Origin of the sequence: Actinosynnema sp. NPDC053489 (assembly GCF_044544865.1) — a bacterium.
GTDB lineage: Bacteria > Actinomycetota > Actinomycetes > Mycobacteriales > Pseudonocardiaceae > Actinosynnema.
The window spans coordinates 21,129-38,573 of sequence record NZ_JBITXT010000002.1 but is presented as its reverse complement, the minus strand read 5'-3'; the positions used below and the strand labels follow the sequence as shown (position 1 = coordinate 38,573).

16 protein-coding genes and 1 pseudogene are annotated in these 17,445 nt (G+C 73.2%); 8 read left to right on the top strand and 9 right to left on the bottom strand.

Features of this window, described 5'->3' with window-relative positions; all coding sequences use genetic code 11:
* Positions 1-101: 101 nt before the first annotated feature.
* The 4 genes and pseudogenes from ACIGNX_RS03105 to ACIGNX_RS03090 form a co-directional block, all read right to left on the bottom strand.
* Positions 102-1,094 (bottom strand): sigma-70 family RNA polymerase sigma factor, encoded by a 993-nt coding sequence (locus ACIGNX_RS03105; RefSeq protein WP_396535733.1) that lies wholly within the window; start codon positions 1,092-1,094, stop codon positions 102-104.
* A gap of 202 nt (positions 1,095-1,296) precedes the next feature.
* Positions 1,297-1,722, bottom strand: a complete 426-nt coding sequence (dtd, locus tag ACIGNX_RS03100) for a D-aminoacyl-tRNA deacylase (RefSeq protein WP_396535731.1) — start codon at positions 1,720-1,722, stop codon at positions 1,297-1,299.
* Positions 1,719-3,206, bottom strand: coding sequence for a methyltransferase (locus ACIGNX_RS03095; RefSeq protein WP_396536968.1), 1,488 nt, complete (start codon positions 3,204-3,206; stop codon positions 1,719-1,721). The genes dtd and ACIGNX_RS03095 overlap by 4 nt, the downstream gene beginning before the upstream one ends.
* A 237-nt stretch (positions 3,207-3,443) precedes the next feature.
* Positions 3,444-4,397 (bottom strand): annotated as a pseudogene (locus ACIGNX_RS03090) (MFS transporter); the annotation flags it as partial.
* A 30-nt stretch (positions 4,398-4,427) separates the two neighbouring features.
* Here ACIGNX_RS03090 and ACIGNX_RS03085 point away from each other — a divergent pair.
* Positions 4,428-5,468: a LacI family DNA-binding transcriptional regulator gene (locus ACIGNX_RS03085; RefSeq protein WP_396535729.1), complete on the top strand. Its 1,041-nt coding sequence runs from the start codon at positions 4,428-4,430 to the stop codon at positions 5,466-5,468.
* Here ACIGNX_RS03085 and ACIGNX_RS03080 read toward each other — a convergent pair whose 3' ends face one another.
* Positions 5,469-5,876, bottom strand: coding sequence for an SgcJ/EcaC family oxidoreductase (locus ACIGNX_RS03080; protein WP_396535727.1), 408 nt, complete (start codon positions 5,874-5,876; stop codon positions 5,469-5,471).
* 80 nt (positions 5,877-5,956) lie between these two features.
* On the opposite strand from ACIGNX_RS03080, the gene ACIGNX_RS03075 reads away from it, so the two are divergent.
* Positions 5,957-6,652: a TetR/AcrR family transcriptional regulator C-terminal domain-containing protein gene (locus ACIGNX_RS03075; protein WP_396535725.1), complete on the top strand. Its 696-nt coding sequence runs from the start codon at positions 5,957-5,959 to the stop codon at positions 6,650-6,652.
* Here ACIGNX_RS03075 and ACIGNX_RS03070 read toward each other — a convergent pair.
* Positions 6,639-8,135 carry a PucR family transcriptional regulator gene (locus ACIGNX_RS03070; RefSeq protein ID WP_396535723.1) on the bottom strand — a complete coding sequence of 499 codons (1,497 nt, stop codon included), beginning with the start codon at positions 8,133-8,135 and terminating at the stop codon, positions 6,639-6,641. The two genes, ACIGNX_RS03075 and ACIGNX_RS03070, sit on opposite strands and share 14 nt — an antisense overlap.
* 114 nt (positions 8,136-8,249) lie before the next feature.
* On the opposite strand from ACIGNX_RS03070, the gene ACIGNX_RS03065 reads away from it, so the two are divergent.
* Positions 8,250-8,564, top strand: coding sequence for a DUF3099 domain-containing protein (locus tag ACIGNX_RS03065; protein ID WP_396535721.1), 315 nt, complete (start codon positions 8,250-8,252; stop codon positions 8,562-8,564).
* Here the strand turns inward: ACIGNX_RS03065 and ACIGNX_RS03060 are convergent.
* Together ACIGNX_RS03060 and ACIGNX_RS03055 are read right to left on the bottom strand one after the other, a co-directional pair.
* Positions 8,546-9,430: a carbohydrate kinase family protein gene (locus ACIGNX_RS03060; protein WP_396535719.1), complete on the bottom strand. Its 885-nt coding sequence runs from the start codon at positions 9,428-9,430 to the stop codon at positions 8,546-8,548. The two genes, ACIGNX_RS03065 and ACIGNX_RS03060, sit on opposite strands and share 19 nt — an antisense overlap.
* The gene (locus tag ACIGNX_RS03055) at positions 9,427-10,335 is read right to left on the bottom strand and encodes a pseudouridine-5'-phosphate glycosidase (protein WP_396535717.1); all 909 of its coding nucleotides are present in this window, start codon (positions 10,333-10,335) and stop codon (positions 9,427-9,429) included. Before ACIGNX_RS03055 ends, ACIGNX_RS03060 begins: the two co-directional genes overlap by 4 nt.
* 31 nt (positions 10,336-10,366) lie before the next feature.
* On the opposite strand from ACIGNX_RS03055, the gene ACIGNX_RS03050 reads away from it, so the two are divergent.
* Entirely contained in the window at positions 10,367-10,612 is a 246-nt protein-coding gene (locus ACIGNX_RS03050) for a DUF3039 domain-containing protein (protein ID WP_378093284.1), read from the top strand.
* A gap of 92 nt (positions 10,613-10,704) precedes the next feature.
* On the opposite strand, the gene ACIGNX_RS03045 is transcribed toward ACIGNX_RS03050, so the two are convergent.
* A complete protein-coding gene (locus ACIGNX_RS03045) occupies positions 10,705-11,880 on the bottom strand; it encodes a YihY/virulence factor BrkB family protein (protein WP_396535715.1) in 1,176 nt (391 codons plus the stop codon).
* Positions 11,881-12,058: 178 nt separating this feature from the next.
* On the opposite strand from ACIGNX_RS03045, the gene ACIGNX_RS03040 reads away from it, so the two are divergent.
* The 4 genes from ACIGNX_RS03040 to ACIGNX_RS03025 all read left to right on the top strand — a co-directional run bounded on the left by ACIGNX_RS03040 (position 12,059) and on the right by ACIGNX_RS03025 (position 17,444).
* Positions 12,059-13,771, top strand: coding sequence for a DEAD/DEAH box helicase (locus tag ACIGNX_RS03040; protein ID WP_396535713.1), 1,713 nt, complete (start codon positions 12,059-12,061; stop codon positions 13,769-13,771).
* 179 nt (positions 13,772-13,950) lie between these two features.
* Complete coding sequence (locus ACIGNX_RS03035; RefSeq protein ID WP_396535711.1) at positions 13,951-15,087, top strand: sugar ABC transporter substrate-binding protein; 1,137 nt, start codon at positions 13,951-13,953, stop codon at positions 15,085-15,087.
* Between the two features lie 120 nt (positions 15,088-15,207).
* Entirely contained in the window at positions 15,208-15,981 is a 774-nt protein-coding gene (locus ACIGNX_RS03030; RefSeq protein WP_396535709.1) for an ATP-binding cassette domain-containing protein, read from the top strand.
* A gap of 35 nt (positions 15,982-16,016) precedes the next feature.
* Positions 16,017-17,444, top strand: coding sequence for a sugar ABC transporter permease (locus ACIGNX_RS03025; protein WP_396535708.1), 1,428 nt, complete (start codon positions 16,017-16,019; stop codon positions 17,442-17,444).
* The last annotated feature ends 1 nt before the right edge of the window (position 17,445 follow it).

Sequence of the window (17,445 nt, the reverse complement as noted above, 5' to 3'; positions counted from 1 at the left end):
CGGAGGCGTCGCGAGGCTCGTGTAACGCACGACCGTGCCGTGACAGGCGTCACATGTCAATCCCGCACAGCGGTGACGGGCCGCTGTATCGCGTCAGAAGCTCAGCTCGCGTAGGCGCGCAGCTTGGCCGCCCGCTCGCCCTGCCGCAGCTTCGACATGACCTCGCGCTCGATCTGGCGCACCCGTTCCCGCGACAGGCCGAACTGCTTGCCGATCTGGTCCAGCGTGCGCGGCTGGCCGTCCTCCAGGCCGTAGCGCAGCCGGATGACCGCCTGCTCGCGCGGGTCCAGCGTGGCCAGCACCCGGCGCAGGTCGTCCTGCAGCAGGCCGGAGATGACCGCGCTCTCCGCGTCCGTGGCGTCGGAGTCCTCGATGAAGTCGCCCAGCGGGGCGTCCTCCTCGGTGCCGACCGGCATGTCCAGGCTCACCGGGTCGCGGGCGTGGTCGAGCAGGTCGACGACCTTCTCCGGCGACAGCCCCGACTCCTTGGCCAGCTCCTCGTTGGTCGCCTCGCGGCCGAGCTGCTGGTGCAGGTCGCGCTTGATCCGGGCGAGCTTGTTGACCTGCTCCACGAGGTGGACGGGGAGCCGGATCGTGCGGCCCTGGTCCGCCATTCCGCGCGTGATCGCCTGCCGGATCCACCAGGTCGCGTAGGTCGAGAACTTGAAGCCCTTGGTGTAGTCGAACTTCTCCACCGCGCGGATCAAGCCCAGGTTGCCTTCCTGGATGAGATCCAGCAGCGGCATTCCGCGGCCGGTGTATCGCTTCGCCAGCGAAACCACCAAGCGCAGATTGGCTTCGAGGAGGTGGTTCTTTGCCACGTGGCCGTCGCGGATCAACGCGCGCAGTTCGCGGCGGCGCTCCTCCGGCAGCTCCGGGTGGGTCTCGAGCTTGTGCTGCGCGAAGACGCCCGCCTCGATCCGCTTGGCGAGCTCCACCTCGTCGGCAGCGGTCAGCAGCGCTGTCTTGCCGATCCCGTTCAGGTACACCCGAACCAGGTCTGCGGCCGGTCCCTGGGCGTCGAGGTCCAACTCGGCGCCGGTGGTGGTCGTCTCGTTCCCGACCTGACGGTCGAGGAGCTTCGGGACGGTCATAGCGCTCCCTCCCCCTTGTGTCGCGGGCTGGCAGTGCGGTCGTGTCGCACGCTCCGCGCTGCGTTGCGCGGCTCACCTTTCGGTGTCTGTCACTGGGGGAAACGCGAACCGGGTCGAAATGGTTCCCGCTTCCCACGACCTGAAGACGTCACTGCCGTCACAGCGGTTGCGCCGCGAATCCTGAGGATTGCCTGAGAACGATCTAGAGTTCGACCAACACGGTGAACGGACCGTCGTTCGCACTGCGCACCGACATCATCGCGCCGAACCGTCCCGTTTGTACCCGGGCACCCTTCCGGCGCAGTTCCGAGACCACTTCCGCCACCAACGGCTCGGCGTGGTCGGGCCGCGCGGCGGCGGTCCACGACGGCCGCCGCCCCTTGCGCGTCTCGCCGTAGAGCGTGAACTGGCTCACCACCAGCAGGGGCGCGCCCGTCGTCGCGCACGACTGCTCGTCCCGCAGGACGCGCAGCTCGTGCAGCTTCCGGGCCATCGTGCGCGCCTTCCCGGCGTCGTCGTCGACGTGGACGCCGAGCAGGACCAGCAGGCCCGGCTCGGCGATCGCGCCCACGACCTCGTCGTCCACGGTGACCGACGCCTCCGTCACCCGCGCCACGACCGCTCTCACGCGGGCACCACCATGCCGTGCCGCACGAGGTCGCGGACGACCGGCAGGGCGACCTCGGTGAGCGAGTCGGCGTCGAGGTCGTGGGCGTAGGCCAACAGGGTGAGCAGGTCCCGCAGCGGCAGCGCGCCCCGGAAGCCCGCCAGCAGCTTCGCCGCGGTCTCGTCCAGCTCCTGCTGCCAGCCGGGGCCGTCGACGCGGTGCAGGCGGCGCACGACCGCGCCCCACCCCTCGTCGGTCGGTTCGGAGACCTCTTCCAACAACACCGTCCCGGGGACGGTGAAGCGGGTGGCCAGCAGCGCCTCGTTGTCCGTGGCGCGCAGCCAGGCGACGCGGTCCAGCCAGGCGGCGGCCTCGGGGCCCAGCGGGTCGTCGAACGCGTGGCGCAGGTCCTCGCAGACGACCTCGGCGTGCTCGGTGTCGGTGCGGCGGAGCGTCACGAAGCCGAACCCGATGCCCTCGACGTCGTTCTCGGCGAACCAGTCGAGCCACGCGGCGGCCTTCTCGCGGCCCTCGTCGCCGCGCGGGTCGACGCCCGCGTCGCGCAACCACGTGCCGACGTAGAGGGCGGGGTCGGCGACGTCGCGCTGCACGAACCAGGCGTCCACCCCGCCGCGCGGCAGCCAGGACGACACCCGGTCGGCCCAGTCCTCGCCCTTGCGGTGCAGCCAGGAGGCGAGCAGCTGGCCCACGCCGCCCTCGTTGAGGAACGCGGGCACCTGGCGCACGACCAGGGCGCTGGCGTCGTCGCCGCCCAGGCCGGAGTCGCGGTAGACGTAGTCCACCCTCGGCGGGCCCACCACGAACGGCGGGTTGCACACGACCTGGTCGAACCGCCGGCCGCGCAGGGGGCCGAACCACTCGCCCCGGCGGAGCTCGACGTCGAGCTCGTTGATCCGGAACGTGCCGGCGGCCAGGGCGAGGGCGCGTTCGGACAGGTCGGTGGCGGTGATCCGCCGCGCGTGCCGGCTCGCGTGCAGCGCCTGCACGCCGCAGCCGGTGCCCAGGTCCAGCAGGGTGTCGACCCGGCGGCGGGACGTGGCGCGGGCGAGGCTGATCGACGCGTGGCCGACGCCGAGCACGTGGTCGGCCGGCACGGGTCCGCCGCGCTGGTCGGCGTCCTGGTCGGCGATGACCCACCAGGAGCCCTGGTCGTCACCGTAGGGACGGATGTCGAGGCCCGCGCGCAACCCGTCGCCGTCGCCGCGCAGGACCTCGGCCTTGACGGCGGTGTCGAGGTCGACGTCCGGCAGCGCCGTTCGCACGGCGGCCTCGGACTCGGTGTCGCCGAGCAGGAACAGGCGGACCAGGGTGCCGAGCGCGCCGGCGTCGCGGGTGGCGCGGCGGGCGGCCTCGGGTTCGCCGCGGCCGAGGGCGGCGTGCGCCTGCGGTCCGAGCAGGTCGACCACGCCGTCGGCGTCGTAGTCGGCGGCCCGGAACGCCTCGCGCAGGCGTGCGGTCAGGTCGGCGGAAAGATCGGGGAGCACGCCGTCATCGTCTCGTGCCCGACCGCCGACCGCCCGACCAGCCCCCTCGCGCGAGCTGCCCGGCGGGGAAGGCGGGGGACCGGTGCACGACCCACGACGCGACCAGGCCGCACCCGGCGGCGACCGCCACCGCGGCGGGCAGCGCGCCGCGGTCCAGCCCGAGACCGCCCAGCCACGCCCCAGCGCGATCCCGACCTGGAACGCGACGACGTACACCGCCGAGGCCAGGTCCGGCCGGTCGGGGGAGGAGCGCAGGACGGCGGCCTGCAGCACCACCCCGATGCCGGCCGCGGGCAACGCCCACAGCACGACGGCCGCGCCCGCGGCGGCGCCCGACGAGACCAGCAGCACGACCATGCACGCGGCCAGACCACCCGTCACCAGCAGGGCCGTGGCCCGGGGTCGGCGGTCGACCCGCCTGCCCACCAGCACCAACCCGAGCAGCCCCGCCGCGCCGTGCGCGAACAGCAACGCCGACGTGCCGGGGCCGGCCAGTCCGACGCGGTCGGCGATGATCGCGGTGATGTAGGTGAACGCGGCGAAGTGGCCGGTCACCACGACCACCGTGGTCAGGTTGACCGCTGCGAGCCCGCGGTCGGCCAGGACCGGCCGGACGTCCCGCGCCCCCGCCGGCCCGGCCGCGGGTTGCGGGGCGACGGTGAGGCGGATCAGCACCGCCGACAGCGCCGCCACTCCCGCCACGAGCAGGGCGGTCGGTCGCCAGCCGATCGCCGTGCCGAGCCACGAGCCCAGCGGCAGGCCCACCAGGAACGCCAGGGAGTTGCCCGCGAACACCACGGCGGTGGCGCGGCCGGCGCGGTCCGGGCCGAGCAGCCGGGTCGCCATCGCCGCGACGACCGACCAGAACACCCCGTGGCCCGCGGCGGCCACCAGCCGGGCCACGACCGCGACGCCGTACCCGGGCGCGAGGGCCGGCAGCGCGTTCGACACCGCGATCGCGGCCACCGTGACCAGGGCGGTCGTGCGGCGGTCGACCTGGGACGTCGCGGCGACCAGCGGCACGACCGTGACCGCCACGACGAGCGCGTACCCCGTCATCAGCAGGCCGACCGACGACCCCGGCACGTCGAGGCCCGCCGCCAGTTGGGGCAGCAGGGCCACCGGCAGGTTCTCCGAGGTCACCGAGACGAAGCAGGCGAGGCCGAGCGCCCCGAGAGCCGCAGCACGCATTGTGTAACGATACACAGATACAGTGGCGCCATGTCCAGCGCCGGATCACCGCGCGTCACCATGGCGGAGGTGGCGCGGCGCAGCGGCGTCTCGCCCATGACGGTGTCGTACTGCTACAACCAGCCCGACCGGGTCGCGCCGGACACGCTGCGCCGGGTCCGCGAGGTGGCCGCCGCGCTGGGCTACCGCGGCCCGGACCCGACCGCGCGCTCCCTGCGCCGCCGCCGCACGGGCGCGATCGGCGTCGTCCTCGGCGAGCACCTGGCCTACGCGTTCGAGGACCCGCAGGCCCGCCGCTTCCTGACCGGCGTCGCGGAGGTGTGCCGGGAGCGGGGGATCGGCTTGAACCTCATCCCCACCACCGGCGAGGACGACGACGTGGAACGCGTGCGGTCGGCGTCCGTCGACGGGTACGTCGTCTGGACGACCGTCGACACCGACCCGGTGCTCGACGTGGTGACCGGCCTGGGCAAACCGGTCGCCGTCCACGGCGGCCCGGCGGTCGCCGGGGCGCACGTGGTCGGCATCGACAACCGCGCCTCCGCCCGCGAGCTGGCCGCCCGCACGTTCCCCGGCGCGCGCCGCCCGGCCGTGCTGAGCTTCCCGTTCGACCGCGACCGCCGCCCGCGCCTGGAGACCGGCCCGGACGCCGGGCGCGTGCCGTTCCCGGTCACCCGCGACCGGCTCCTCGGCATCTACGACCACTGCCGCGACGCGGGCCTCGACCCGGGCCGCCTGCCCGTCGCCGTCGTGGCCCGCAACGACCGGGCCGAGGCCGCGGACCTCGCCGACGCGCTGCTGGGTACCTGCGCCGCGGACGCGGTCGTCGCCATGAGCGACCAGCTCGCGTTCGCCGTCCTGGACGCCGCGCGCCGCCGCGGCCTGCGCGTGCCCGACGACCTCGCGGTCTCCGGCTGGGACGACGACCCGGACGCGGAACGGGAGGGGCTCACCACGATCGCCCAGTCCCTGCGCGACCAGGGCCGGGCCTGCGCCCTGGTCGCGCTCGGCGACCGGACCCCGGTCCGCGGGGCCGCCTGGACCGCGACCGTGCGCTCCAGCACCAGGTAGTCAGGCCGGGCGCCCGGGCACCGGCGTGCGGCGGGTGTTCTGGAACGACGCGACCCGCCACGCGTCCGGTTCGCGCACCAGCACGTACGTCACCGTGGACGCGCGCTCGGGATCGGGCTCGCCGTCGAGCGAGGAACCACCTCCGGCCACCGCGATCGCCACGTCGTCGCGCACGAAGCGGATCTTCGGCGGCTCGCCGGTCCCGGTCAGCTTCGAGCCCTTCAGCGGGCCCTCGAACAACGCCCGGTGGCCCGCCTCGATCGCCGCGCGCCCCGGCGTGTTGAGGCCGAAGAACGTCACGTAGTCGGCGTCCTCGGTGAAGCAGTCCGCGTAAGCGGTCGCGTCACCGTCGTTCCACGCCTCGACGAGCCGGTCCAAGACGGCCCGCACGGCAGCGCTCTGGGTCATCGCATCCTCCTGAACGAACAGTGTTCGAGTCACGAACGATGTTCGTCACGAACGGCGTTCGTGTCAAGTACGGTGTTCGCATGAGCCCGGAGGACCCGCCCTGGCGCACCCCGCCCGCGCGGCCCGCCCGGAAGCCCCGCCTGTCCCAGGAGGCGATCGTCCGCACCGGGCTGGAGGTGCTGCTCGCGGAGGGCCTGGACGCGGTGAGCATGCGCCGGGTCGCCCAGGCCCTGGAGACGGGACCGGCCTCGCTCTACGCCCACGTCGCCACGAAGGACGAGCTGGTCGAGCTGATGCTGGACCGGGTCCTGGAGGACGTCCCGCTGCCCGTGCCCGACCCCGACCGCTGGCAGCAGCAGGTCAAGGAGCTGCTCGGCGGCCAGGTCGAGGCCATGCGGGCCCACCCCGGCATCGCCCGGGTCGCCTGGCAGATCATGATCCCGGTCGGCCCGAACGCCCTGCGGCACGGCGAAGCGCTGCTCAGCCTGCTGCGTGCCGGCGGGCTGTCGCCGAAGCAGGCGGCCTACGCCGCCGACGCGCTCACCCTCTACACCAAGGCGTTCGCCTACGAGGCGAGCGCGTGGAGCGGGGTGGACCCGGCCGAGATCGCGGCCCGCGGCAGGCGGATGGGGGAGTACCTGGGCTCGCTGTCGCCCGACGCGTTCGCCAACACCCTGGCCGTCGGCCACCTGTTCAGCGCCGAGACCGCGGGCGAGCGGTTCGAGTTCGGCCTCACCGTGCTGCTCGGCGGGTTGGCGGGCCTCACGGGGGCGTGATCGCCAGCGCGATGGCCAGCGCCAACCGCTGCTCCGGGTCGTCCAGCGGCAACGACGTCACCGCCGCCATCCGCTGCATCCGGTACCGCAGCGTGTTCGGGTGCACCGACAGCGCCCGCGCCGCCTCCCGCGCGTCGCCCTGGGCCGCCAACCACGCCCGCAACGTCATCGCGTACTGCGTGCCGTGCTCGCCGTCGTGCCGCACCAGGTCCGCCACCGGACCGCGCGACGGCAACCGCCCGGCCTCCGCCACCGCCGCCAACCGGCGCAGCAGCACCCGCGCCCACGCCCGGTCGTACACCACGGGCTCGCCCGCCGACAGCGCCAGGCACTCGTCGGCCTCACCGCGTGACGCGCTCAGCGACGCCGCGTCCGCCCGCCCGCCGATCCCGGCCGGCACGACCGCCTCCGCGGGCAGCTCGCGACCCAGCGCCCGCACCCAGTCCACCGCCGCCGACGGGTCGTCGCCGCACGGCAGCACGGTGTAGAGCACGTTGCCGAACAACGCCGACCGCCCCGGGCGCGACCAGCCGAAACCGGCCGTGGCCCGGGAGAACGCCAGCAGCGCCGCCCCGTGCTCGCCCTCGCCCGCGTGCGCCTGCACCGCGATCACCCGCAGGTCGGTCGACGGCAGCCCGAGCCGGGCCAGGTTCGCGGGCGCGCCGGACTCCAGCGCTTCGATCACCAGGTCCGCCTCGGCCTGGCGCTCCAGGTCCGCCGACGCCCGCGCCCGCAGCAGGTGCAGCGCCGCCGTCCGCGCCCCGTCCACCAGCGCCGCCGCGCGCACCGCGTCTACCGGCTCGTCCACCTCGACCCACACCGAGCCCAGCAGCTCCCGGCCGGCCCGCACCGCCGCCACCAGCCGCCCGCCGAGCTGGTCGGTGAGCTTCGGCACGAACAGCGGCTCGTCCGAGCGCGCCAGGTGCGTGAACACGCCGTAGGAGTCCAGCGCCTGCCACGCCTCTTCCGGCACCCGCCGGCCCAGGATCGTCTGCACCCGCACCGGGTCGACGCCCTGCTGCCGGTAGGAGTACGCCAGCACCCGCGACTGCTGGTCCTCGATCGTCACGGGACCGCCGACGACCGCCGCGATCGCGTCCGCCACCGCGAACAGGTCGCCGGAGCCCTGCCCGCCCAGCACGAGGGTCTGCGCGACGTTCGCGAGCTGGCCCCACGGCACCGACGGGTCCACCAGCAGCACCGCAGCGCCGGACCGCTTCGCCGCCGCGAGCACCCGTTCGTCCACCGGCGGCGAGCCGTGCAGCACCACGGCCGCCGCGGCGGTGGAGCCGACCAGCCGCGCGGCCGCCGCGGGGGAGGGCACGCCCAGCCCGAGCAGCACGTCGTCCGGGGCGGCGGCCGGCTGCTCGGCCGGGTCGTGCAGCGCCACGCCGCGCAGCTCCACCGCCCGGCCGCGGGGCGCGCAGCTCAGGTGCGTGCCGAGGCTGCCCAGCACGTCGACCAGGCGATCAAGGGCGACCACAACGGGATCCTAAGGTCAGCCGGCCCGCCGCGCGGCCGCGTCCACCCGCAGCGGAGCAAGCAAAAACACATCGGGCCGGTGTCGGTTCCGCTCACGTGGTGGGACGATGGAGGCATGGGAAGTCCCGAGCGCGACGGCACACCGGTGCTCATCACCGAAGCGGCGCCCTCCTACGAGGAGCAGCACGCCGCGCGCAAGCGCAAGTACGCGATCATGATGGGCGCGCGCATCCCGTGCCTCATCCTGGCGATGGTCTTCTACCAGACCTGGTGGCTGGCCCTGGCGTTCCTCGTGTTGTCGGTGCCGCTGCCGTGGATGGCGGTGCTGATCGCCAACGACCGGCCTCCCCGCAAGGCGGAGAAGGCCAGCCGCTTCGTCAAGGAGCACCGGGCGATCGAGTCGCGCCCGCATCACGTCATCGAGGGCTGACCGCCCGGCTGCGCGCCGACCGCGGACACCGCCCGCGCCGCCGCGCGCACCCCGCCGAGCAGCGCGTCGCGCCGACCCGCGCCGGACAGCCGGGCCGCCAGCAGCCCGGCGTCGAACGCGTCCCCGGCCCCGGTCGAGTCCACGCACTCGACCTCCTCCGCGGGCACCGACACCACGCCGTCCGCGTCGACCCAGCTCGCCCCGTCCGCGCCGGACGTCACCGCGACCGCGCCCACCGCGTCCAGCAGCGCGGCGGCCGACGCCGGCTCCGCCGACCCGGTGAGCGCGACCAGCTCCTCGGCGTTGGGCAGCAGCAGGTCCACGCCCCTGATGTCGTCCAGGAACCCGTCGTAAATCAACCCCGCCGACTGCGGGTCCACCGACGTGGTCAGCCCGGCCTCCCGCGCGGCCCGCAGCACCGCCAGCCCGGCGGGCCGCGACGAGGCGTCCAGCAGCACGTAGCCGGACAGGTGCAGGTGCGAGGCGTCCCGCAGCAGCCCCGGGTCCAGGTCGCCGGGGGAGAAGCGGGCGTTCGCGCCCCGGTCGGGCAGCATGCTGCGCTGGCCGGTCTCGTCCACCAGCACCACCACGCAGCACGTGGCGGCCTCGGTGTCGACGGCGAACGCGCACCGCACCCCGGCCGACGTCAGCTCGGCGTGCACCTGGCGGCCCGCCGGGTCCGCGCCGACCCGCGCCACCAGCACCGGCGACGCGCCGCACGCGGCCAGCCACACCGCCGTGTTCGCGCCCGCGCCGCCCGGCTCGATCGTGACCGACGCCCGCGAGTCGCCGCCGTGCACGATCGGGCCCGCGTGCCGGGCCACCACGTCCAACCCGGCGTCGCCGACGACCACGACCCCCGTCACGCCGCCAGCTCCACGGCCACCGCCGCGGCCAGGGAGGCGTTCGACACGACCAGGGCCTCGTTGGCGTCCAGGCTCACCCCGCCGCTGGCGCTGTGGAAGTGCTCCAGCAGCACCGGCGTGACCTCCTTGCCGTGCACGCCCCGCTCGCGCAGCAGGTCGAGGCCCTCCGCCAGCAGCCGGTCGTGCAGGTCGGCGGCCATCTCGAACTCGGCCGGGATCGGGTTGGCCAGCAGCACGCCCGCCTCGCCGGGCACGGTCCGGTGCGCCGCCACCACCGCGGCGGCCCGCGCGGCCGAGTCGACCCGCCACGGCACGCCGAACTCCGACTCGCGCCGGTAGAACGCGGGGAAGCGGTCCGTCCCGAACCCGATCACCGGCACCGACCGGGTCTCCAGCAGCTCCAGCGTCGCGCCCACGTCGAGGATCGACTTCACGCCCGAGCACACGACCAGCACCGGCGTCGTGGCCAGCACGTCCAGGTCGGCCGACACGTCCCAGGTCTCGCGGGCGCCCCGGTGCACCCCGCCCAGGCCACCGGTGGCGAACACCCCGATGCCCGCCGCGTGCGCCAGCGCGGCCGTGCTCGCGACGGTCGTCGCCCCGTCCCGCCCCAGCGCGCAGGCGGCACCGAGGTCGCGCCGGGACAGCTTCACCAGGTCGTTGGCCGGGTCGCAGACGCGGTCCAGCTCGGCGGGGGTCAACCCGATCCGGGGGACGCCGCCGAGCACGGCGATCGTGGCGGGCACCGCGCCGGCGGCGCGCACCACGCCCTCGAGCCGTTCGGCGACCTCGCGGTTGCGGCCGGGCGGTAGCCCGTGGGACAGGATCGTGCTCTCCAACGCGACCACGGGCCGGTTCTCGGCCAGGGCGGATCGGACCTCGTCGGTGATGCTCGGCGTACTCACGAGGGGCCATCATCCCAGGTACGCTGGGCGGGTGAGCACGCAGACTCTGCCCGACGTGGAGACCCGGCCGGAAGGCACGGACCACACCGGTGACGACACCCCGAAGATGTTCCACTACGTGCGCAAGGCCAAGATCGCGGAGAGCGCGGTGATGGGCACGCACGTGGTGGCCCTGTGCGGCGAGGTGTTCCCGGTGACGAAGTCGCCGAAGCCCGGGTCGCCCGTCTGCCCGGAGTGCAAGAAGATCTACGACAGCCTGCCCAAGGGCGGCGACTGAGCCGGTCGGCGGGAGGCGACCCCGGCACCCGCGCGACGCGGGCCGGGGTCTTCGCCGTCCTCCGCGCCACCGCCCTCCGCTGAAGCCGGGTCCTACCCGCGGGGCCCGGCGTCCTGGCCACCGACCCGCGTGTCGCGCGGAGCGGGGTGGTCCTCCAGCGAACCGGCGAAACCGGGGTCCCGCTCCGGCCGCGCGCCCGAGCCCCTGTCGTCCCCGCCGGTCGTCCGGCGCTCCACGGGCAGCGGCACGGTGCCGTTCAGGTCCGCCGGCGACGGCGCGGTGTGCCGGTCGTCCACCGGCCGGGCCTCGTCGGAGGAGCGGATGCGCTCGGCGGCCCGCTCGATCTCCAGCCGCTGCCACCGCCGCCGCTGCCGCTTCGTCATCCGCGCCGGCCACATGTCCTGCATCGCGCTGTTGAAGTACGCCCCCAGCGTGATCGCGAGCCCGATCAGGTACGCGAACAGCAGGAACGCGATCGGCGTCGCCAGCGCGCCGTAGGTGTACCCGGTGGTCGTGATCCACTGGATGTACAGCCGCAGCCCGATCGACGACAGCAGGAACACCGCCATCGCCAGCACCGCGCCCGGCACGAGCCGGTGCCACGGCAGCTTGTTCGGCAGCGACAGCTTGTACAGCGTCGCCAGCGCCAGCACCAGCAGCACCCCGATCACCGGGTAGTAGAACCCGCTCAGCCACGCCTCGATCGTCGGCCGCCACGACACCGGGAACACGCCGGGCAGCAGGTCGGGGCCCAGCGCGAGCACCGGCAGGCCGATGATCAGCAGCAGCAGGCTGGCCATGTAGAGCAGCAGCGCGAAGATCCGCTGCCACACCTCGTTGCGCACGCCGTACTGGTCGTGCGCCGCGGTGATCGCGTCCACGAACGACGACATAGCCGACGACCCCGCCCACAGCGAGATCAGGAACCCGACCGAGACGATCTCGCCCTTGCCGGTGGTCAGGATCTGGTCGACGGTCGGCACGATGACCCCGTTGACGACGTCCTGGCTGAAGATCGTCCGGCACGTCCCGATGATCCGGTCCTTGACCGCGCTGACGACCTCCGGCCCGAACCAGTCGCCGAGGTAGCCCAGGCTGCCCAGCAGGCCCAGCAGCAGCGGCGGGAAGGACAGCACCTGCCAGAACGCCGCCTCGGCCGCCTCGGAGAAGATGCTGCCGTCCCACGCCTTGTTCAGCGTGCGCGCCAACAGCCGCAGGAGGCCCTTGCGACCCGCGCTGCGTGCTGTGTCGTCCCTCGGCGAAGCCATCGCGACATCAAGCATGGTGCATGGCGGGTGATTTCGCGGCATCGGCGACCGTGCGCCGCGCCCGCAGCGGGTAGGCTGTCGCTGCCCTCGACGGTCACCCGCACCGAGGGCATTTGCGTGTCCACCACCGCACGGCCCGCGCGGCACCGCCGCTGATCAGCGCAGGAGGGGTTCGAGGTTGTCGCAACCGCAAGTCGCCACGACCCGCCCCCTCCGCGCCTGGCAGCGCCGAGCGCTCACGAAGTACCTGGCCGCCAAGCCGAAGGACTTCCTCGCCGTCGCCACGCCCGGCGCGGGCAAGACCACGTTCGGCCTGCGCGTCGCGGCCGAGCTGCTGGCCGACCGCACCATCGAGGCCGTCACGATCGTCACCCCCACCGAGCACCTGAAGCACCAGTGGGCGAAGGCGGCGGCCGAGGCGGGCATCGCGATCGACTCCAACTTCCGCAACACCATGGCGGTCACCTCGCGGGACTACCACGGCGTCGCGCTCACGTACGCGCAGGTCGCGGCCCACCCGATGCTGCACCGGGTGCGCACGGAGAACCGCAAGACGCTCGTGCTGCTCGACGAGGTCCACCACGGCGGCGACGCCAAGTCGTGGGGCGACGCGATCCGCGAGGCGTTCACGCCCGCCGTGCGGCGGCTGTGCCTGACCGGCACGCCGTTCCGCTCGGACGACTCGCCGATCCCGTTCGTGAGCTACGAGCCGGGCCCGGACGGCGTGCAGCGCAGCCGGGCCGACCACTCCTACGGCTACTCCGACGCGCTGCGCGACGGTGTCGTCCGGCCGGTGATCTTCCTGGCCTACTCGGGCGAGGCGCAGTGGCGCACGAGCGCGGGCGAGGAGTTCTCCGCCCGGCTCGGCGAGCCGCTGACGCAGGAGCAGACGGCGCGGGCGTGGCGGGTGGCGCTCGACCCGACCGGCGAGTGGATGCCGTCGGTGCTCAAGGCCGCCGACATGCGCCTGACGCAGCTGCGCGAGGGCGGCATGCCCGACGCGGGCGGCCTGGTGATCGCCACGGACCAGACCGTGGCCAAGGCCTACGCCGAGATCCTGAAGCGGACCACGGGCCACGAGGCGACCCTGGTGCTGTCCGACGACCCGAAGGCGTCGGGCCGGATCGCCGAGTTCGCCGCGTCGACCGAGCGCTGGCTGATCGCGGTCCGGATGGTGTCCGAGGGCGTCGACGTGCCGCGGCTGGCCGTCGGCGTCTACGCCACCAGCGCCTCGACGCCGCTGTTCTTCGCCCAGGCCGTGGGCCGGTTCGTGCGCGCCCGCGCCAAGGGCGAGACGGCCAGCGTGTTCCTGCCCAGCGTGCCGGTGCTGCTGGGCCTGGCCAGCGAGCTGGAGCAGCAGCGCGACCACGTGCTGGACAAGCCGCACCGGGAGAAGGACGGCTGGGACGACGAGCTGCTGTCGCAGGCCAACCAGGTCAAGGACGAGCCGGGCGAGGAGGAGCGGGCGTTCACCGCGCTGGGCGCCTCCGCCGAGCTGGACCAGGTGATCTACGACGGGTCGTCGTTCGGCACGGCCGCGTTCGCCGGCAGCGACGAGGAGCAGGAGTACCTGGGGCTGCCCGGCCTGCTCGAACCCGACCAGGTGCGCGCGCTGCTGCGGCAGCGGCAGGAGAAGCAGCTGGTCGAGGCCAGCAAGCGCCAGGTCGCCGCGCCCCCGCCGCCCGCGCCCGCCCGGCCGGCGAGCGTGCAGGAGCGGCTGGCGCAGTTGCGCAAGGAGCTCAACACCCTGGTGGCCATGCACCACCACCGCACGAAGAAGCCGCACGGCAAGATCCACAACCAGTTGCGCGAGTACTGCGGCGGCCCGCCGACGGCGATGGCGAGCATCGAGCAGCTCGAGGAGCGGATCGCCACGTTGCGCTCGTGGTGACCTTTGTTGTGACCGCTCGTAACGAACTACTGCATTAGGCGTAGTCAGATGACCGTCCGGTTACCTCGTCGTTAGCGCATCGTGCCCACTGTACCGGTCAAGTGTGCTTCCAGTCACCGTGGGTCGGGGCATACGTTGTGCGCCACAACATTTACGCTCCTGCGTGAAAGGGATGGCGGATGCGCAGCAAGAGCCTCGCTCTCATCGCCCTTGGCACCGGCCTCGCCGTGGCCATGACGGCATGTGGCGCCAACACGTCCTCGGGTGGCAGCACCACCTCGGACACCAACACGAACAGCGGCTCGGGCGGCGCGAAGGTCGGCGTCATCCTCCCCGAGACCGCCAGCTCCGCGCGCTGGGAGGGCTTCGACAAGCCGCTCCTGAAGAAGGCGCTGGAGGCCGAGGGCCTCCAGGCGGACATCCAGAACGCCCAGGGCGACGTGCAGAAGTTCTCCACGCTCGCCGACGGCATGATCAACGCCGGCGTCAAGGTGCTGATCATCGCCACGCCGAACAGCGAGGTCGGCGCGACCGTCGCGAAGAAGGCCGAGGCGCAGGGCATCCCGGTCATCGACTACGACCGGCTCAACCTGGGCGGCAGCTCGAAGTACTATGTCTCGTTCGACAACGAGAAGGTCGGCGAGCTGCAGGGCCAGGGCCTGGTCCAGGGCCTGCAGGCGCTGGCGCCGGGCAAGAAGCCGGCCGAGGTCATCGAGATCGAGGGCGCCCCGACCGACAACAACGCCACGCTGTTCTACAACGGCCAGCAGAAGGTGCTGAAGCCGAAGTACGAGGCCGGCGACTACAAGCTCGTGCAGTCCAAGCCGATCGACAAGTGGGACAACCAGGTCGGCGGCACCACGTTCGAGCAGATCCTGACCGGCAACGGCCAGAAGGTCGACGGCGTCGTCGCTGCCAACGACGGCCTCGCCGGCGCGGTCATCACCGTGCTGAAGAAGTACGGCCTGAACGGCAAGGTCCCGGTCACCGGCCAGGACGCCACCCCGGACGGCCTGCAGGCCGTGCTGCGCGGCGACCAGTTCATGACCGTGTTCAAGCCGATCAACGAGGAGGCCGAGGCGACCGCCAAGCTGGCCGCCGCGCTGGCCAAGAACGACACCGCCGCCGCGGACAAGATCGCCACCGGTTCCGTGAACGACCCCACCGGCAAGCGCGACGTCAAGTCCGTGCTGCTCACCCCGCAGCTGATCACCAAGGACAAGGTCAAGGTCGTCGTGGACGCCGGCTTCGTCAAGGCGTCGGAGGTCTGCGTGGCCGACCTGGCCGCCGCCTGCACCGAGCTCGGCATCAAGTAGCAGTCCAGGTTCGCGCCGAGGCGGGGTGTGGGAGACGCACCCCGCCCCGGCGCGTCCACCCCGCGCGGGTGGCCTGGGAACGGGTTAGCCCCCTCAGACGGGTTAGACGGAGGAATTCCAGTGAGCGAGCCGATCCTCGAGCTGCGCGGCATCAACAAGAGCTTCGGGCCCGTGCACGTCCTGCACGACATCGACTTCGCCGTGTACCCCGGCCAGGTCACCGCCCTCGTCGGCGACAACGGCGCGGGCAAGTCGACGCTGGTCAAGTGCATCGCGGGCATCCACCCGACCGACTCCGGCCAGGTCGTGTTCGACGGCCGGGAGGTCCAGATCCACGGTCCCCGCGACGCCGCGCACCTGGGCATCGAGGTCGTCTACCAGGACCTCGCGCTGTGCGACAACCTCGACATCGTGCAGAACATGTTCCTGGGCCGGGAACGCGGCAAGCTGGGCATGCTGGACGAGGCGGACATGGAGCAGGCCGCCCGCAAGACGCTGACCTCGCTGTCGGTGCGCACGGTCAAGTCGGTGCGCACGCAGGTCGCGTCCCTGTCCGGCGGCCAGCGGCAGACCGTGGCCATCGCCAAGGCCGTCCTGTGGAACAGCAAGGTCGTGCTGCTGGACGAGCCGACCGCCGCCCTGGGCGTCGCGCAGACCCGCCAGGTCCTCGACCTGGTGCGCCGGCTCGCCGAGCAGGGCCTGGGCGTCGTGCTGATCAGCCACAACATGAACGACGTGTTCGAGGTCGCCGACCGCATCGCGTGCCTGTACCTGGGCCGCATGGCCGCCGAGGTCAACACCAAGGACGTCACCCACGGCCAGGTGGTCGAGCTGATCACCGCGGGCCGCTCCGGCGACCTGGGCATCGCCCGCCCCGAGACCGCCACCATCTGATGCCGCGCACAGCTCCCCACGACGAGGAACGCAGCATGACCAACACCACCAGCGAGACCGCCCCCGACGCACCCCAGGGCGCGATCTCCGACTTCGGCATCGACACCACGTCCCAGTCCACCGGCGAGGCGGTGCGCGACTACGTGGCACGCCTGCGCGGCGGCGAACTGGGCTCCCTGCCCGCGCTGCTCGGCCTGGTCGTGCTGCTGATCGTGTTCAGCTCGCTGGCCGACACGTTCCTGACGCTGGGCAACATCGCCAACCTGCTCGCGCAGGGCGCGAGCGTCGTCATCATCGCCATGGGCCTGGTGTTCGTCCTGCTCCTGGGCGAGATCGACCTGTCCGCCGGCACCGCGTCCGGCGTCACCGCCGCGGTGATGGCGCTGCACCTGATCAAGGGCGGCAACCTGCTCGGCGGCATGGGCGACACCGTCTTCTACCTGTTCTGCGCCCTGCTCGCGGTGGCCGCCGTGCTCGCCGCGCTGATGCGCATCTGGGCGGGCACCGCCCTGTCGCTCGTGGCGCTGGCGATCTCGCTGATCGGCGTGCCGGCCAACCCGTGGGTCGAGATGCTGCTCGCCGTCTGCGTCGGCACCGCGATCGGCTGCATCACCGGCTTCCTGGTCGCCCGCGTCGGCATCCCGTCGTTCGTGGTGACCCTGGCGCTGTTCCTGGCCTGGGGCGGCGTCATCCTGCAGTTCATCGGCGAGGGCGGCACCCTCGGCCTGCGCGACGACACCCTGTTCAACGTCGCCAACGGCAACCTGGACACCGCGGGCTCCTGGATCCTGTTCGTCCTCGCGGCCGGCGGCTACGCGGCGATCGTGCTCGTCCGCCACTTCAGCCGGCTGCGCAAGGGCCTGGTGGCACCGCCCACCCCGATGGTGCTGATCAAGGTCGGCGCGGTCCTCGTGCTGGCCGCGGCGGCCACCTACGCGTTGACGCAGAACCGGTCGCAGAGCAGCCTCGTCGTGATCGCCGGCGTGCCGTTCGTCGTGCCGATCGTGCTCGTGATGCTGGTCATCGGCACCTTCGTGCTGGAGCGCACCAGCTACGGCCGGCACGTCTACGCCGTCGGCGGCAACCAGGAAGCCGCCCGCCGCGCCGGCATCAACGTGGCGCAGATCCGGATGAGCGTGTTCGTCATCGCCTCCTCGCTGGCGGCCATCGGCGCGATCGTCTACTCGTCGAAGGTCGGCTCGGTCGACCCGAACGCGGGTGGCGGCAACACGCTGCTCATGGCGGTCGGCGCGGCCGTCATCGGCGGCACGTCGCTGTTCGGCGGCAAGGGCAAGCTGCGCGACGCGGTCGTCGGTGGCGCGGTGCTGGCGACCATCCAGAACGGCATGGGCCTGCTCAACCAGCCCGCCGCCGTGGTCTACATCGTCACCGGTCTGGTGCTGCTGCTCGCCGCGAGCGTCGACGCGCTGTCCCGCCGCCGGGCGGCCACCGCCGCCCGCTGAC

Excerpts from the sequence above, each read along its gene's own strand:
- ACIGNX_RS03105 (WP_396535733.1), bottom strand. The coding sequence starts at position 1,094 with ATGACCGTCCCGAAGCTCCTCGACCGTCAGGTCGGGAACGAGACGACC.
- ACIGNX_RS03085 (WP_396535729.1), top strand. The coding sequence starts at position 4,428 with ATGTCCAGCGCCGGATCACCGCGCGTCACCATGGCGGAGGTGGCGCGG.
- ACIGNX_RS03080 (WP_396535727.1), bottom strand. The coding sequence starts at position 5,876 with ATGACCCAGAGCGCTGCCGTGCGGGCCGTCTTGGACCGGCTCGTCGAG.
- ACIGNX_RS03075 (WP_396535725.1), top strand. The coding sequence starts at position 5,957 with ATGAGCCCGGAGGACCCGCCCTGGCGCACCCCGCCCGCGCGGCCCGCC.
- ACIGNX_RS03065 (WP_396535721.1), top strand. The coding sequence starts at position 8,250 with ATGGGAAGTCCCGAGCGCGACGGCACACCGGTGCTCATCACCGAAGCG.
- ACIGNX_RS03045 (WP_396535715.1), bottom strand. The coding sequence starts at position 11,880 with ATGGCTTCGCCGAGGGACGACACAGCACGCAGCGCGGGTCGCAAGGGC.
- ACIGNX_RS03035 (WP_396535711.1), top strand. The coding sequence starts at position 13,951 with ATGCGCAGCAAGAGCCTCGCTCTCATCGCCCTTGGCACCGGCCTCGCC.
- ACIGNX_RS03025 (WP_396535708.1), top strand. The coding sequence starts at position 16,017 with ATGACCAACACCACCAGCGAGACCGCCCCCGACGCACCCCAGGGCGCG.